This window comes from Virgibacillus sp. JSM 102003 (assembly GCF_041949995.1).
Lineage (GTDB): Bacteria > Bacillota > Bacilli > Bacillales > Amphibacillaceae > Lentibacillus.
In genome coordinates this window covers 281409-296919 of the sequence record NZ_JBHFQH010000003.1, presented here as the reverse complement: position 1 = coordinate 296919, position 15511 = coordinate 281409, and the positions used below count along the sequence as shown (strand labels likewise).

The following is a 15511-nucleotide window of genomic DNA, read 5'->3' as shown; positions in this document are numbered from 1 at the left end:
GATTACACTTCCAGTATTTTACAAATAACTGGAGGTTTAGTTCAGTATGGTTTTTTTTAGAGAAATACGCAAAGAAATTTCCAATTCATTTGTATTTATCACTTGACATCACACCGTAAGACTTATTTAAAAATATGAATCTACTACCCCTTTTTTCCAATATCAGCTAACGTGTTATAAACAGCCGAGGAATCCTGTTTACCTTTTCCCTTATGATTTGAGATTCGATAAAGCTGATCAACCGGTTGACTGACATACGTCGGTATAAACTGAGCTTCTGCCAGATTACGATACAGGTCAATATCTTTAAGCATGTTTGTCAAAGAGAAATTCACATCATCAAAGGTTCCATCTAAAATATTCTGTCCAAACACCTCCATCACCCTTGTTTGTGCCGACCCTTTCTGTAAAATTGAAGCTATCTTTTCCTTTGATACACCCGACCTTTCACCAGTTAAAAACGCTTCACTTAAAAGTGTTATCACACCCCCAACCACCATATTGTGGCAAAGTTTAACTGTCTGACCGGCACCACTTGGCCCTATATACTCAATATGTTTTCCAATAGAATTTAGAACGGGCAATAGGCTTGGGAATACTTTATCATATCCTCCAACCATAATGGTAAGCTTTCCATCTTCTGAGCCAGCTGGTCCACCACTTAAAGGACAGTCAAAAAAATTGACTCCACGTTCCCCAGCATACTCATTCAACTGTCTTGTAACCTCCACATCGTTTGTGCTCATATCCATAATTTTTGTTCCAACACGCATCGAGGCAATTACGCCTTCCTCCACTAATGTCTTTTTGACTAATTCAGGAGATGGTAATGATAAAATTAAATAATCTACCTCTGCTGCCATGTTGGTTAATCCAGTGGATGCTTCTGCCCCTTCATTTACTAGACGTTGAACTGCTTCTTTATCAATATCATAGATTAGTACCCGATAATTATTTTTCATTAAATTTCTTACAATACCGCGCCCCATTAGGCCACAGCCAATGACACCAATCGTTTCCAATTACTGAACAACTCCCTTCTTCGCTGTCTGGTATCTATGGGTTTATATAAACAGTCTTATAATCGGTCCAAAAGTCCAGAGCAGTTGAACCTTGCTCGCGAGGTCCCATACTGGATGCTTTCTTTCCGCCAAATGGAAACTGATTTTCGAAGTACGTCGATGGCATATTAACATGTGTTACACCCGACTCAATATTCCGTACAAAATGAAATGCTTTCTTTAAGTCATTTGTGTAAACCGTGGATGATAACCCGAAGTCACTATCGTTCGCTAGCTCTAAAGCCTCTTCATATGTGTCTACGGCTATGATTCCAATAACCGGTCCAAATATTTCTTCATGAAAAATTGTCATATCCTTAGTAACATTGCTGAATACAGTTGGAGCGACGAAATAACCATTTTCTTTCCCATTGTCCAGTAATCTCTGACCACCACATTCCAAAGTTGCCCCTTCCTCAAGCGATACATCTACATAATGTAAATACGTATTCAATTGATGTTCATCAATTACTGGTCCACTATCAACATTATCACCAAATCCTTCTCCAACAACAAGACGATTTGCTCGTTCAACAAGCTTCTCTGTTACTTCTTTCAAAATTGTTTTCGGTACAATCAGACGGCTTGTTCCGGTACACCGCTGGCCATTATCCAGAAATCCACTTACAACAATACTTTCAATTGCTTTATCTATTTCAGCATCTTCCAGTATAATTGCCGGGTTTTTACCACCCATTTCAGCTTGCATGCGTCCGCCGCGACTTGTTACCTCTTTCCCCAATGCAAGTCCAACATCAGTTGACCCTGTAAACGAGACTGCCTTTATTTTCGGGTTGCTTCCAATTGCGCCTCCAATCACGCCTCCAGGACCTGTTACCATATTAACCACTCCGGCTGGCAGATCAGACGCTTCTAGCAGTTCGATAATTTTCACACCAATTAATGACGTGTTACTTGCCGGTTTAAAAACGACCGTATTCCCAGCAATAATGGCAGGTGTTATTTTCCAAATCCCTATCCCTAACGGAAAATTAAAGGGAGCAATAACACCGACAACTCCAAGTGGCTCCCTAATCGTATATCCTAATATATTATCCATTTGCGTAGGAGCAGTTTCCCCGTTCAAACGTGTCGCTTCACCACTAAATTGCTTCATCGCTTCTATCGTCTTACGTACCTCACCTTTTGCTTCACGGAATGATTTGCCTACTTCTTTTGTAATCAATGCTGCTAATTCATCTTTTTGTTCTTCCAACAACTTTATTAAATTAAACAAGACATCTCCCCGTTTTGGTGCCGATGTGCTCGCCCATTCATGGAAAGCGTTTTCAGATGCAGTTATTGCTAATTCAACATCCTCACCATTGGAACGCTGAAAATAACCAAGCTCTTCATGTACATTTGCAGGATTAATACTTGAAAACTGTTCTCCTGTTCTTGATGCTACCCATTTCCCATTAATGTAGTTATTGTATGTTTGTGTCACGATTTAGCCTCCTTAATAGGTTAATAATAATTATAATACTCTAAATTGTTAAAATAAATATGACAGGCAACAAAATTTTAGTCTAATTTTTGTTGCCCGCCATATATAATCGCATTGCAATCACTAAATCTACCCAATCCTTTTCATTATTTAAATCAATCCGAAGAACTTCTTCTATTTTTTTCAACCGGTAATATAATGTATTCGGGTGAATGTGTAACGCTTTAGCGACCTCTTTATGATTTTTATTTTGGTTAATAAAGCATTCCAGCGTATCAATAAAACTTCTATTTAAATTAAGTACACTGCTAAGTTTGTCATACATAAACATTTGAATAGTATCCTGATCAACCTCATGGAGTAATCGCTCAATACCTAATTTAGCGTACTCGACCACTTTTGCTGTTGGATTTGACTTGGCATAACCAATTGACTGTACAGCCTCTTTATACGAATGTGCTAAATGATCAATCGTTGTTTCCCTACCAATACCATAGATAAGCTGCTTCTTACCATCCCACTGTGCATCGATATTTTTCACAACAGAATCGATTACATTATCACCTATCTTAGGAACAACCAGAATTAATTGATAAGCTTTTGTCAAAATAAAACTGTTCCTGCTTATTGAAGCTATCACCTGTTCAATTGTTCGGACAAACCACTCTTTATCCGTTAACTTCTCCTGATTCCAAAGTGGTCCTGCTTTCCCTTCAATAATAACGCACTGCAGGTTCCACGTTTCATCCCACTGATTATACTGTAAGGCTCGTTGCAAATCATCACTTGATAAACCTTCCAGCAATTGATTAAATACTTCTTCCCGGAAATGAAGTTCTTTTTCAAATAATGCATTGTCCTTCACTAATTCCAATGCTATCGTTAAACTGGCATGTTCAATAGCTATCTGATCCATTCTTGAAAATTGATGAAACGGCTGTTCAAGTTCCAGAATCCCTAACACTTCATTTCCTCTAACTATGGGATACGCCGTCTCTTTCTTTTCATAAAAAATAGTCGCCTGATGTGTTACCTTAGAATGTATAATAGACTCCAGCAGATTCAAAACCTTATCAATTCCGTCGCCACGAATGATTAATTTATAGAACTGGTTGTGAATCAGGGTTGATTGTGATAATAAATCATTCTTTTCCTTTAATCGACGGTAAACATTTGAGTTATCAATGGCAATCGCACTTTGATCAGCAACAACTTCGATCACTTTCATATCTGTCTCTGTAAAAGCATGATCCTCGTCGAAATTATCGACAACCAGGACACCAAGGCAATGATCTTTGTTTAAAATAGGTACACAAAACGCATTCTTAATTTTTCTGTTTTGCACTCCCTTATAATAGTATTTATAATTCTGTTCACTCATGTCCTGCATATAGGAATCAATTTCTTCTTCTGACTTAAATAGCTTAGACTTTCTTTCTTCAAAAACTTTTCCTGTTATAGATTCGCCAGGTGAAAAGGCAATCTTACTCAGATTTTCCCTATCAATACCTTCACCGTCAGCCAAATATAATTTATCAGTCGGCTCATCATATAAATATATAATCAATGTATCTGACACTTCAATAAGTTCCTTTGCAGCCTCAATTACATTTCGCAGAACCTCGTCCAGTTTTAAAGACTTTGTCAGCATTTTATTAATTTCCAGCAGCTTCTTAGCCTTTTGAATATTTATGAATTGATTACTATCCATGGTAATCACCTCTTCTCAGGGTATAATCCATCGCCTTTTCCTTTGATATTCCTATCTTGATTCCATTCAACACTAACATCAAATAGTCCTGCAAATTAACAGTAATTTAAAAAATTAACAACATGCCCAAAAAAACTGCCAGATCAATGGAATATAAATACCATAAACCTGGCAGTTTCTATACAAAAATCATTCAATCAAAATTTAGCCATTATCAGACTCCACCACAAGCACCATACCATTTTCTATTTGAATACTAGTTCCAACTGTGGCGTTGTCTCTTAGCCAGTCATTCGCGTGGATACTCAGTACATAGCCGTTATCAGGGATTAGGGAATTGTTTCCGCCTCTTTTGGTGACTGTTCCGTCGACGACAGTTACTTCATATCCCCACTGATTTGTTCCTGTTGTGTCTCCGTGTTCAGGGGTATATTGAATAAGTTCCCCTCCCCCACGGAATGTGTTGATGCCATCCAGTTTGCGGTAATCAACAACATCTAGATCCTTCCACATGCTATCAATCAGGAATGGTCTGATGACTTTTTGGCCAATCTTTTGTGGCATTTTATTTGCCTGTACCATCAATGTTCTAAGTTCCTCTTCATATTGACTTGCTTCATCTGACTGACCTTCTTTTTGTGCCATTAGGTAATGTACAGCTGTTTCGCCAGCATCACCGTATACTTCGAGATTCTGCAGGTATGGTTCAATTGCTTTTAAGAAATCTTCATTGTCCACGTTTTGCTTAAGGTTCTCGGAAATTTGCTTTAACTCTTCAAACTCAGCAGTCAACTTGTCCGCAGCGTTTCCAGCGTCATTCGTGTCATAGGCTTTCCAGAACGCATCAATTGTTGGCTGTAACGTTAAATCCAGCGATGGTAATGTTAATGCACTCTTGACCAGAAACGGTTTGATAACGCCTTGTCCAATTTTTTGTGGAATTTGTTCCGATTGATTGAACAACGTCATTAGCTTCTCCCTGTACTCGTTTGCTTTATCTGTCTTGCCATTTTTCTCTGCCATTAAGTAATTAACGGCAACTTCACCGGCTTCACCATATAGTTCCAGTTTCTCCATATAGGGTTTTACTTCCTGTAGAAACTTTTCATTTTCCATTTGTTGCTGAAGCTTTTCGGGAACTTGCTGCAGATTCTCAAACTCAGCAATTAACTTATCTGCAGCCTGATCAGCATCATTTGATACATAGGATTCCCAGAACGATTTGATTAATGGCGTTAGTGTTAGCGACTCTGTGTCATTAATCGGTGATGAATAAGAATTCTCAGCAAACGTCTTTAACACTTCTGCTGCATCTCCACCAAATGATTGAATACTTTGCTCCCATGATTTTCTCGGTTCATAATCAGCTGGATTCCATGAATAATCAGCAATTGTATACAAAGGAATTTTTGAAGCCTCCGCTTCATTCATAGGATTCGAAGTTAAACCTATAACACCACTTTCTGTTAAATCAGCATCCCGTTTAACGAGTGGACCAAGAAACAGGCTGTTCCGATCATAATCGTTCACCGGGTAATTATCCCATAGTAACAGATCGTGCTGGAAGATATCCCGAACTTTTTGTGCTCCTTCTGATGTGATTTGTTCAGAGACAACTTTCGGACCAGTCCACATGACAATCGTTTCCTTATGAAGCAATTTAGCAAACTGCTCTCGATATTCAGTCGAACCATCTCCGGAATAATCCGTTGGAACGGTAATCAATGGCTTTGCTCCTTCATGTTGCTGAATAAATTCTTCGGAAAAACGATTCAACAAATAAGCGTGCGCCGAAGCGGTTGGATTTGGATCATCACCAAATTTGGCTTGGTCCTGTTCACAGTGTAAACTTTTACTAATATCATCTAAAAAAATGGCATAGGAACGTACACCTAAATCCCACATCGTCTCCATTTTTTGCTTCAATAAGGCAAAGTCCTCATCACCCGAATAGCAAATGGATTGCCCAGGAGACAGAGAGAAAGTAAAGTCCACATGATTCTTTTTTGATGTATCGATTAGTTCTTTAACTTTTGCCAATTCTTCTTCAGGATATGGCTCACGCCAATTTTCTCTATGATATGGATCATCTTTTGGTGCGTAGATATACGTATTCAATTTATTCTCACCATAGAATTCCAACTGACTTAGCCTGTCTTCATGTGTCCATGGCGGTCCATAAAACCCTTCAATCGATCCACGGATTGGCATTTCTGGCCAGTCACGAATTTCTACTGCCGGAATCCAGTCCCGTCCTGTACGTTTCTGAATTAACTGGCCAAATGTTTCAGCCGCATAAAATGTTCCTGCAGCATCTTTTCCGGCAAACACAATCTGCTTTTGACCATCTTCGTTCATACCAGAGGCGAGCACATAGCCTTCCTCATCTAGGTCAGCTGGCCCTCGCGTATTCAAGCCTTTCAGTATCTCACCGGATGCACTATTTTGGGAAGGACCACCTAGCCAAATGGTTACAGGCGTTTCCGGCTTCGGATCGTCAGCACCTCTCCTTACAATCTTTTTAACACCCGCTTTTTTAAGTGATTCCTCCACTTCCTTAATCGCTGAATCATCTGTGTCCTCTCCAACAACTAACCCAACTTTAGGGTTCAGCGGAAAGCCCTCACCCTTATTAATAAGTTCCTGTGGCGTTGGATTGATGGTGATTTCCCCTTTTTCTTTGGCAAAAATAGGTTTCCCCTGCTGAATACCCATTAGCAATAGAATCCCTATTCCTAGCAAACAAACCTTCCTCACCGATTGTAAAAAGTTAGATTTACTTCGCATCGTTCCACCTCTCCTTATAAAGTTATTAACTACTAGATTGGTATAATTACTTCTGGAGTGTGTCTTGGTTGTGGGAAAAGAAAATTTCTTGCTGTGGAGAAATTGAAATCTAGTAATCTGACATAAATAGACAAATTATTTACTATTTAATGTTCAAATTACCATAACTATACCTCCCAGTATATAATCCATTATCACTGTTTTCTGATTAATCTAACAAATTTTGAATAAGACGTAATGCCTAAGAGGGACAAAGGGGACAGGTTCATCGTCCCACTTCCAGCGCAGAAATTCAAAAAACAGTATCTGTTTAAACTACAATCGAATCTCACATAAAAAAAGTGGCATCGGGATAAGTTTTCTATCCAGATGCCACTTTTTCAGCTTGAGAAACGATAGTACTTAAAAGAAAGGTATTTTCTGCTTTAGCAGAAAATTCTCTGATGTTCATTTCGTTTAAGATTCTTCTTAAAATGTGTTTCTCTGCCCTATTATTTTTAATTTCTGTACGCTTCTTTTCCTGTATAACCGGAAATGTGAAGCCTTCATTATTTTGCAAGTAACGATTAACGCTGTCTTTTCGTTCTTTTATTTTACTAAATAAAGAAGTAAATTGATTCTCACTGATTTCAGAATGACCAAAACCGCCAGACTGATCTGCTAAAAAGCGAAACTCCTTGTTTAGTTCTGTCAACACATTCTCATCATGCTTCATGACTTCCATGTCTGTATTCTGTTTAAATTGTTTCCACCAAGTCACGAGACCAAAAATAAATACTAGAATTAGTATGGGGTCTGGTGAGATAAAAAGAATTGGAATTAGAACTAATAGCCCGACTAACCAAATGTTTGGTGACAATACACTCACGATCCGTCCACCATCAAGTTGGGAAACAGAAAATAGGTTAAATAAATTAATAAGTGCACCGAGCTGAATGACAAGTGCCCAGTAAGGATCCACTGTTGAAGTATATAGAGCAAATGCTGGAAGAATGGATATTAATTCAGCTAAAGGACCACCATAGGCCACAAAAAATTCTGTTTTAGCATTGTCGATTTTTTAGGATCTATCCCAATCGCAGCTCCTAAAAATGGTATGAAAACTGCGGGACTTGTTGGGATGTTTTTCAACTTAGCTGCAACAAGGTATGGTATTTGGTGACTTATACTGAGTACATTTTTCATTTAAAACTGCACCCAAATTATTGGATGCAGCTTTAAATTTTCTGGCGATCTCCAATGGTGTTATAGCAAACTTTCAAAAACCGTCCCAAAATAATTTTGTTTGACATATAAAAGTTAATTTTTACATATTGTTATGTTGAGTTTCCCCCTTTTCCAGATGAGCCAAAAAGTCGCATTTTATTAATAACCGTTTTTTTTACAGCTTCACGTCCTATCCCTATATATTTTGTTGAATCGTATATTTCAGAATCTTGATTTAATAGATCACGGACGGCATTAGTGAACGCAAGATGATTATCGGCATTCACATTAATTTTTGTAGTCCCCAGAGAAATAGATTTTGATATCTGATCTTCAGGAAGCCCCGAACTCCCATGCAATACTAATGGAATTTTAGTTTTATGAGATATTTCTTTCATTTCATCAAAACCTAAATTTGGTTCCCCTTTATGAAGGCCATGAACAGACCCTAATGCCGGCGCTAGACAGTTTATCCCGGTTTGTTTAACCATCTCTTCGCATTCGGTTATATCTGCATAAATGGAATTTGTTTCAACTAGACTATCTTCTTTTCCCCCGATGCTACCTACCTCAGCTTCAACTGTTACTCCATGTTTAGATGAGTAATTAACTACTTGTTTTGTTAACTCAACATTTTCTTCAAATGGTAAATGGGATGCGTCAACCATCACGGAAGTAAATCCAGCATCTATTGCTTTTTTACAGTTTTCAACGCTAGAACCATGATCCAAATGGAGGACAACTGGAACAGTTATACTCATATTATTTATCAGCGATTTAACCAAAGTTACTGCTACGGAAAAACCTCCAAAATAGTGAACAGCACCTTCAGTAACTCCTAAGATAACAGGTGAATTTTCTTCTTCAGCAGCTTCTAAAACAGCCTGTGTCCATTCAAGATTATGTATATCAAAATGTCCTACTGCATATCCATTTTTTAAAGCTTTACTTAAAATTACTTCTAAGGAAATTAATCCCATTTTATCTCTCCTCCTTTATAGATTTTTTCAATAAAAGTTCATGAAAAAACAATAGTTGCCAGACACAATTACTAAACTACAAAGGGATAAGTCACTCAGGTTTAAGATAATTTCACCTCCACAATAAAAGACTGTTCACAAAAATCGCTTATGGGATAGACCTCTTATTGTAGAAAGTCATTTTCTTATATAGTTGAATTTCATACACGGAGCTATTTTTTTAATTAAGTTTAGCCAAAATTTCTCTTATAAAGGCTGGTTCATCTTTTGGAGTTCTGGAAGTAATTATGTTTTGGCTAACAACAACTTCCTCATCCCTATAGTTACCTCCACTATTTTTAATATCATCTCTTATTCCGATAAAGCAAGTAAGTTCCTTGTCGTTTAAAATATCTGCACTAACCATCACCTGTGGTCCGTGACAAATTCCTGCAACCAATTTAGATCTATTATTCAAATCCTTAACAAACTTTACTACATCTTCGTTAACTCGCAACTCTTCCGGTGCACTTCCACCAGGTATTACTACTGCATCAAATTCTTTTGCGTCAGAATTAGCTGCAGCCAACTCTATTTCATATGAAACAGTGTTTTTCTTACCTTTACATACATCACCTTTTTTAATGCCAATAAATACTGTTTCGTGACCAGACTCCTTAATAGCCTCAAAAGGATTTTTCATTTCAGAATCTTCATAACCATTTGCAATTAAAAATGCTACTCTTGCCATTATTTAACCTCCAAATAAAAAGTGTATTAAACATTCGATAAAGCTTCCACAACATATATAGTAGAAGCTTTACCAAATTAGGCTTTCATTAGTTAATTAAATTCTCGAACAATTCATACGCCTCTTTATCTGAGTACCCTTCATGAACTATTTTGTTGACTACTTGGATCATTTCCCTTGGATGTTTCGATTGGAAAATATTTCTTCCCATATCTACCCCTGCTGCTCCACTTTGAATAGATTTATATGCCATAGTGAGCGCATCCTTCTCAGGAAGTTTTTTTCCACCAGCTACAACTAATGGCACTGGGCAGGCTGAAGCAACTTTTTCGAAGTCTTCACAGTAATAGGTTTTTACGATTTGCACACCAAATTCAGCTAACATTCTAGTCGCTAATAAGAAAAACTTCGAAGTTCGCTCCATTTCCTTACCAACAGCTACAACACCCATTGTAGGAATGGAATATTTTGAACCTAAGTTTACTGCTTTATTTAACGCTTCAATTGTTTCTTTCTGACCATCGGCACCAATAAAAGTTTGAATAGCCATTGCACTTGCATTCATTTTTATTGCATCATCAATACCCACAACCATCGATTCATGACTTAAATCACCCTGCAATATACTTGATCCTGATGATGCTCTTAATGCAATTGCCTTATTATATGATGCAGGTACACTACTTCTAATCCCTCCTCTAGTCCCCATAAGGCAGTCAGCATAATCTACTAACTGAGGAATCAATAAATCCAATCTTTCAAGCCCGGATGTTGGTCCCATAAAATATCCATGGTCAAAAGCTAACATAACCGTTTTCCCGGAATTTGGATTGAAAATTCTTGATAATCTGTCCTTCATACCCCAATCATAGTTAGATGCACCTTTGACATGAAAATCTCCATTATTGGCAAAGGGGACATTTTCTGAAAAGGTTTTTGCATCTTTATTTCCTACATTATCTGCCATATTATATCTCTCCTTATTATGTTTAACTTAACTAGAAGTCATAATCATTTGTATTCTCTTTTGTAAATACTATTCTTTCAGGTAGAACAATAATTCCAGAGTCTTCAGCCTCGTAATCGTAACCTTGAACAGTATTAGGCTCAACCGTAACTTCACCAATAGTAGGGACATCTACAGTATCTCCTACCTTAAGTTCATTTCCTTGCGCTAAATAGTTTGCAATGTATACTGCAAGCGCACCTTGTTCCGTAACATCCCATAAACCATGATTTTTAATGGTTCCGTTTTCAATATACTGCCTCATTGAATTTGGAGAAGCAAAGCCAGTAATAATTACATCTTCTGCGTTTAATCCATTGTTTGCAGCTGCTTGAGCCATTGCAGGAAGTGCTGTAGAGTCAGGACAAATAATGGCATCAATATCTGGATAAGAATTTAATATACTTTCTCCTACTTGTAATGATTTTTGTTCATTAGCTTCACCATATTGCGTTGTTACGATTTCCCAGTTAGGGAATTCCTCTTCAATATAAGTATTTGCATATTCTACCCAAGCGTTTTGGTCAGGAACAGTAGGGCTTGAATAAAACCAAGCTACTTTTTGCTCAGCAGTTGGGTCTTCCATCTGTTCTGCGGCCATATCAACTAACATTTTGCCTAAAATCTCTGGGGTTCCTTGGTTGATATATACCGATCGATATTTTGGATTTACATCTGCATCCCATGTTACTACTTCAATTCCTGCATCAATAGCTTTTTGCAATGCATCGTTTAAACCATCACTAGAAACTGATGAAATAGCTATAGCATCAGCTCCGCTACTTACTGCACTATTAATAATTTGTACCTGATTTGCAACAGTACCTTCAGGTGCACCATCATATTTAACATTAAATCCTTCTTCTTCGGCCATAGCCTGCGCACCATCATTACCAGATTCAAAGAAAGCATTCCCTGTCATTTTAGGTATGAAAACAACCTCAGTTTCATCATCTGAACTACCTGAAGAATTTCCATTAGCTTCGTTATTACATGCAGCTAACAATGATGCCATAAGTACAACTACGAATAATAAAGTAAGACTCTTACATTTCCCCATATTAATCTACCTCCATTTAACCTTTTTTGGTATTACCAGTCTCGTAATTTTAGATCTGAATTCTGAAGAAACCCCTAGGAATGCTACTGATATGATTAGGAGTAAACCTGTTACTAACCCTATATATTGAGTAGAAACCCCTCCCATTTGTAAGCCTAGTTGTAAAAAGCCAATAATTATACTAGCTAAAGCTGTACCTATAACACCCCCTTTACCTCCAGTTATTAAAGTGCCTCCTAAAACTACAACAGTTAAAATTGGCATTAAATATTCACTACCAAAATCTGCTCTGGCACTTCCTAAATAGGATGTAAGTATCACTCCTGAAACCCCAGCGCTCAACCCTGATAAGACATATGTACTAGTAATTATTTTTCTAGTATCAATTCCAGAGTAGTCTGCAGCATCTTGGTTAATACCAGTTAAGAAAATATATCTGCCATATTTTGTCCGATGCAAGAGTATATAAGCTAGGATGAACATGACAATAAAGACGGTTACAGAATTCGGAATACCTAATAGTTTTCCATGTGCAATCTTACTGAATGAATTAGAGAATCCAGCTATTCCTTCATAAGCGCTTGTGCCAGATATTCCAACTAATACAATTGCTATACCGCTATACAAGAGCATCCCACCAAGGGTTATAACCATGGCTTGGACGCGTCCGTATGCTATTAAAATACCATTTAGCAGTCCGCATAATCCGCCAGCTAAAATTGCTAGAATCACGGAAAGCCAAATATTTAATCCAATTACTTGAGAAAGAATACCAGCAACTACTGAAGATAAACCTATAACTGACCCAAAAGAAATATCTATACCACCCGTGATTACCACCATTGTTACAAAGAAACCAACTATTGCAATCGGGATAAAATCATTAAAGCTATTTAATAAAACCGTTATATTCCAAAACCTTGGATTAATTAATCCGAAAATAATTACTTCAACAACTAAGACTATCAATAAAGTTAAATCCCATTTCGGTATATTCTTTAACATCAAGCAGACGCCTCCTCTTGAAGGACTCTTGCATTTAATCTTTCTTTTTTAGCCTTCTTGCTATTTTTTCTTGCCAATAATGAATCAATAACAACAATAGTAATTAAAAGAGAACCTGAAATAGCATCATTCCAAAATGCAGGAACCTTCATAAAAACAAGTGCAGAATTGATAGAAGTTATAATTATAGCTCCAATACCAGCCCCTATTACGGAACCTATACCACCACTTAAAGATACTCCACCAAGAACCGTAGCTGCGATGACAGTCATTTCAATACCGGACCCAGCATTGGTCGAAATAAAACCAATTTGACTAGCAAATATTAAACCCGCTACTGCTGAGCAAACACCCGAAATAATAAACGATAAAATTACATATCTTTTAACAGGTATCCCCAATAAAACTGCCCCTTCTTCATTATCCCCAACTGCTTTAAAATACCTTCCTTTTTTAGTCTTAGATAAATACAAATGAATTAAAATTACCGTTGCTATAACAATTAAAGATAGTAAATTAACACCGAAAACATCTATTTGCGAAATTTGTTTAAAACTGACAGGAAGATTTTCTACCCAGAGGCCATCAGTATAAATCACCTGTACTACCCTGGTAATTCCAAGCATACCCAACGTCATAATAAAGGAAGGAATTTTTAATTTAGTAGTTCCCAATCCATTGAGAAGTCCAACAAATCCACCTACTAAAATAGCAACTATTACCGCTACAATAATACTTCCACCATCCCTAAGGATGATTCCGCTAACTGCTGCACTCAGTCCTAATATTCCACCTACAGAAATATCAATTCTTCCTGTCAACAGAACAAATGTCATACCAATGGAAAGTACGATATATAGCAAGCTGCTTTGCAAGGAATTATATAGGTTCTTAAAAGATAAAAAGTCTGAATTTATTAGCCCTACAAGTACAAATAGTGTTACTAAGAATAGAAAAGTTCGGAATTCACGCTGTTTTGTTATGTTTTTAATTATTGACATATACTTCACTTCCTTCATACGATCCAAAAGCAGCCTTCATAACATTTGTGGCATTTATTTCAGTTGCATCAAGGCTAGCATTGCAAATACCGCGATAAATTCCATAAATTCTATCACTGATTCTTTCGATTTCTTCTAGATCTGAAGAAATAAGCAATATAGAAAATCCTTGTTCTTTTAATTCGGAAATAATAGTATAGATGTCACTTCTTGCAGCCGCATCAATTCCCCTGGTTGGTTCATCCATTATTATTAGTTGTGGATTCGTAGCTAATATTTTTGAAATAACAACTTTTTGCTGATTCCCTCCGGATAAGGACTTTATTTCCTCATCATGACTACTCAACTTAATTCTTAGTTTTTCAACAAACCTTTCAGTTATTTGTTCCTCGAGCTTTTTATTAATGAAAAATCCGTGATCCTTAATAACTTGCGCCGTAATATTGTTTCTTATGGAACTTATCGAAAATATTCCATGTAAAAATCTATCTTCAGGAATGTATGCTAATCCATTTCCAACTGTCTCATTAATTGATAGATTCGTAATATCAGTACCATTTAAGTAAATGTTTCCACTCTTTACTGGAGTAATCCCGTAGATTGACTCTGCTATCTCAGTTCTTCCCGCTCCAACAAGTCCTGCAATACCGACTACTTCACCTTTATGTACTTCAAAACTTATATTTCTATATCCATCTCCACTGATGTTTTGAACCTCTAGGATTGGTTTTTCTTCTACATAATCCAAAACTTTTTTCTCGTATGACTTTTGGTTTCCATTTGTTTCATTACCTTCAGGTAGTAACCCCTGAATTAACTTTTCCTTTGTAAAATTATTAATTTCCCCTTTAAGGGTAACTTTCCCATCCCGTAAAATTACCGCATGGGTTGAAATTTGAAAAACCTCATCTAATCTATGGGTAATATAGAAAACACCAACGCCATCTGTTTTTAACTTCTCAATAACTTTAAATAGTGATTCAGTTTCAGAGAACGTCAAGGCGGATGTTGGTTCATCCAGTATTAATACTTTTGCTTCTCTTAGTAGACCTTTTATAATTTCAATTTGCTGTTGTTCTGCTATTGTTAAAGTGGTTGCTAATCTGTTTAAGTCTATTTCCCAGCCAAGTTCTGCTATTAATTCCTCCGTCTTTTCCTTTACTTCAGTTTTCGTTTTATTAAATCCAATAGTAAGGTTTTCTTCAACTGTCATATTAGGAAAAAGCAATGGTTCTTGTGGAACCAAATAAACTCCTTTTTTATGGGCTAGTAATGGGTTAAATTGATTAATTTTTTCGCCGTTTATTTCTATATTGCCGGCATCCACACTATAAACACCGGTAAGAATTTTCATTAAGGTACTTTTCCCGGCTCCATTTCCCCCAATAATCGAGATAACCTCAGACTTATTAATAGCTATTGAAACTCCCTGCAAAACCTTATTTTGGTTAAAAGACTTTTGAATATTTTCTAATCTAACTAGGTTTTTTACCTCTCCCATTTTAAATCCCCCCCTT

At 36.9% G+C, this 15511-nt stretch carries 12 protein-coding genes; all 12 read right to left on the bottom strand.

The genetic code is table 11. The annotated features are described in order from the left end of the window. Positions 1-143: 143 nt before the first annotated feature. The 12 genes from ACE1TG_RS05415 to ACE1TG_RS05360 all read right to left on the bottom strand — a co-directional run bounded on the left by ACE1TG_RS05415 (position 144) and on the right by ACE1TG_RS05360 (position 15495). Positions 144-1022: an NAD(P)-dependent oxidoreductase gene (locus ACE1TG_RS05415; RefSeq protein WP_375051340.1), complete on the bottom strand. Its 879-nt coding sequence runs from the start codon at positions 1020-1022 to the stop codon at positions 144-146. A 34-nt stretch (positions 1023-1056) separates the two neighbouring features. Further along, on the bottom strand, positions 1057-2508 hold the full coding sequence (locus tag ACE1TG_RS05410) for an aldehyde dehydrogenase family protein (RefSeq protein ID WP_375051339.1): 1452 nt from the start codon (positions 2506-2508) through the stop codon (positions 1057-1059). Between the two features lie 82 nt (positions 2509-2590). Further along, positions 2591-4219, bottom strand: a complete 1629-nt coding sequence (locus ACE1TG_RS05405) for a helix-turn-helix domain-containing protein (RefSeq protein ID WP_375051338.1) — start codon at positions 4217-4219, stop codon at positions 2591-2593. A gap of 204 nt (positions 4220-4423) precedes the next feature. Further along, entirely contained in the window at positions 4424-7006 is a 2583-nt protein-coding gene (locus ACE1TG_RS05400; RefSeq protein ID WP_375051337.1) for a beta-N-acetylglucosaminidase domain-containing protein, read from the bottom strand. A 361-nt stretch (positions 7007-7367) separates the two neighbouring features. Further along, entirely contained in the window at positions 7368-8036 is a 669-nt protein-coding gene (locus tag ACE1TG_RS05395; RefSeq protein WP_375051336.1) for a zinc metalloprotease, read from the bottom strand. A 286-nt stretch (positions 8037-8322) separates the two neighbouring features. Then, positions 8323-9192 (bottom strand): class II fructose-1,6-bisphosphate aldolase, encoded by an 870-nt coding sequence (fba, locus tag ACE1TG_RS05390; protein ID WP_375051335.1) that lies wholly within the window; start codon positions 9190-9192, stop codon positions 8323-8325. Positions 9193-9412: 220 nt separating this feature from the next. After that, on the bottom strand, positions 9413-9922 hold the full coding sequence (locus ACE1TG_RS05385; protein WP_375051334.1) for a type 1 glutamine amidotransferase domain-containing protein: 510 nt from the start codon (positions 9920-9922) through the stop codon (positions 9413-9415). Positions 9923-10010: 88 nt separating this feature from the next. Further along, the gene (gene lsrF / locus ACE1TG_RS05380; protein ID WP_375051333.1) at positions 10011-10889 is read right to left on the bottom strand and encodes a 3-hydroxy-5-phosphonooxypentane-2,4-dione thiolase; all 879 of its coding nucleotides are present in this window, start codon (positions 10887-10889) and stop codon (positions 10011-10013) included. 31 nt (positions 10890-10920) lie between these two features. Next, positions 10921-11988, bottom strand: coding sequence for an autoinducer 2 ABC transporter substrate-binding protein LsrB (gene lsrB / locus ACE1TG_RS05375; protein WP_375051332.1), 1068 nt, complete (start codon positions 11986-11988; stop codon positions 10921-10923). A 6-nt stretch (positions 11989-11994) separates the two neighbouring features. Next, positions 11995-12993, bottom strand: coding sequence for an ABC transporter permease (locus ACE1TG_RS05370; RefSeq protein WP_375051351.1), 999 nt, complete (start codon positions 12991-12993; stop codon positions 11995-11997). Continuing rightward, entirely contained in the window at positions 12993-13994 is a 1002-nt protein-coding gene (locus tag ACE1TG_RS05365; protein ID WP_375051331.1) for an ABC transporter permease, read from the bottom strand. The genes ACE1TG_RS05370 and ACE1TG_RS05365 overlap by 1 nt, the downstream gene beginning before the upstream one ends. Beyond that, complete coding sequence (locus ACE1TG_RS05360; RefSeq protein WP_375051330.1) at positions 13981-15495, bottom strand: sugar ABC transporter ATP-binding protein; 1515 nt, start codon at positions 15493-15495, stop codon at positions 13981-13983. The genes ACE1TG_RS05365 and ACE1TG_RS05360 overlap by 14 nt, the downstream gene beginning before the upstream one ends. Positions 15496-15511 lie beyond the last annotated feature (16 nt).

What these genes read in the sequence shown, in the direction of transcription:
- ACE1TG_RS05405 (WP_375051338.1), bottom strand. Translation starts at nt 4,219, where the DNA reads ATGGATAGTAATCAATTCATAAATATTCAAAAGGCTAAGAAGCTGCTG.
- ACE1TG_RS05365 (WP_375051331.1), bottom strand. Translation starts at nt 13,994, where the DNA reads ATGTCAATAATTAAAAACATAACAAAACAGCGTGAATTCCGAACTTTT.
- fba (WP_375051335.1), bottom strand. Translation starts at nt 9,192, where the DNA reads ATGGGATTAATTTCCTTAGAAGTAATTTTAAGTAAAGCTTTAAAAAAT.
- ACE1TG_RS05385 (WP_375051334.1), bottom strand. Translation starts at nt 9,922, where the DNA reads ATGGCAAGAGTAGCATTTTTAATTGCAAATGGTTATGAAGATTCTGAA.
- lsrB (WP_375051332.1), bottom strand. Translation starts at nt 11,988, where the DNA reads ATGGGGAAATGTAAGAGTCTTACTTTATTATTCGTAGTTGTACTTATG.
- ACE1TG_RS05400 (WP_375051337.1), bottom strand. Translation starts at nt 7,006, where the DNA reads ATGCGAAGTAAATCTAACTTTTTACAATCGGTGAGGAAGGTTTGTTTG.
- ACE1TG_RS05360 (WP_375051330.1), bottom strand. Translation starts at nt 15,495, where the DNA reads ATGGGAGAGGTAAAAAACCTAGTTAGATTAGAAAATATTCAAAAGTCT.
- lsrF (WP_375051333.1), bottom strand. Translation starts at nt 10,889, where the DNA reads ATGGCAGATAATGTAGGAAATAAAGATGCAAAAACCTTTTCAGAAAAT.
- ACE1TG_RS05370 (WP_375051351.1), bottom strand. Translation starts at nt 12,993, where the DNA reads ATGTTAAAGAATATACCGAAATGGGATTTAACTTTATTGATAGTCTTA.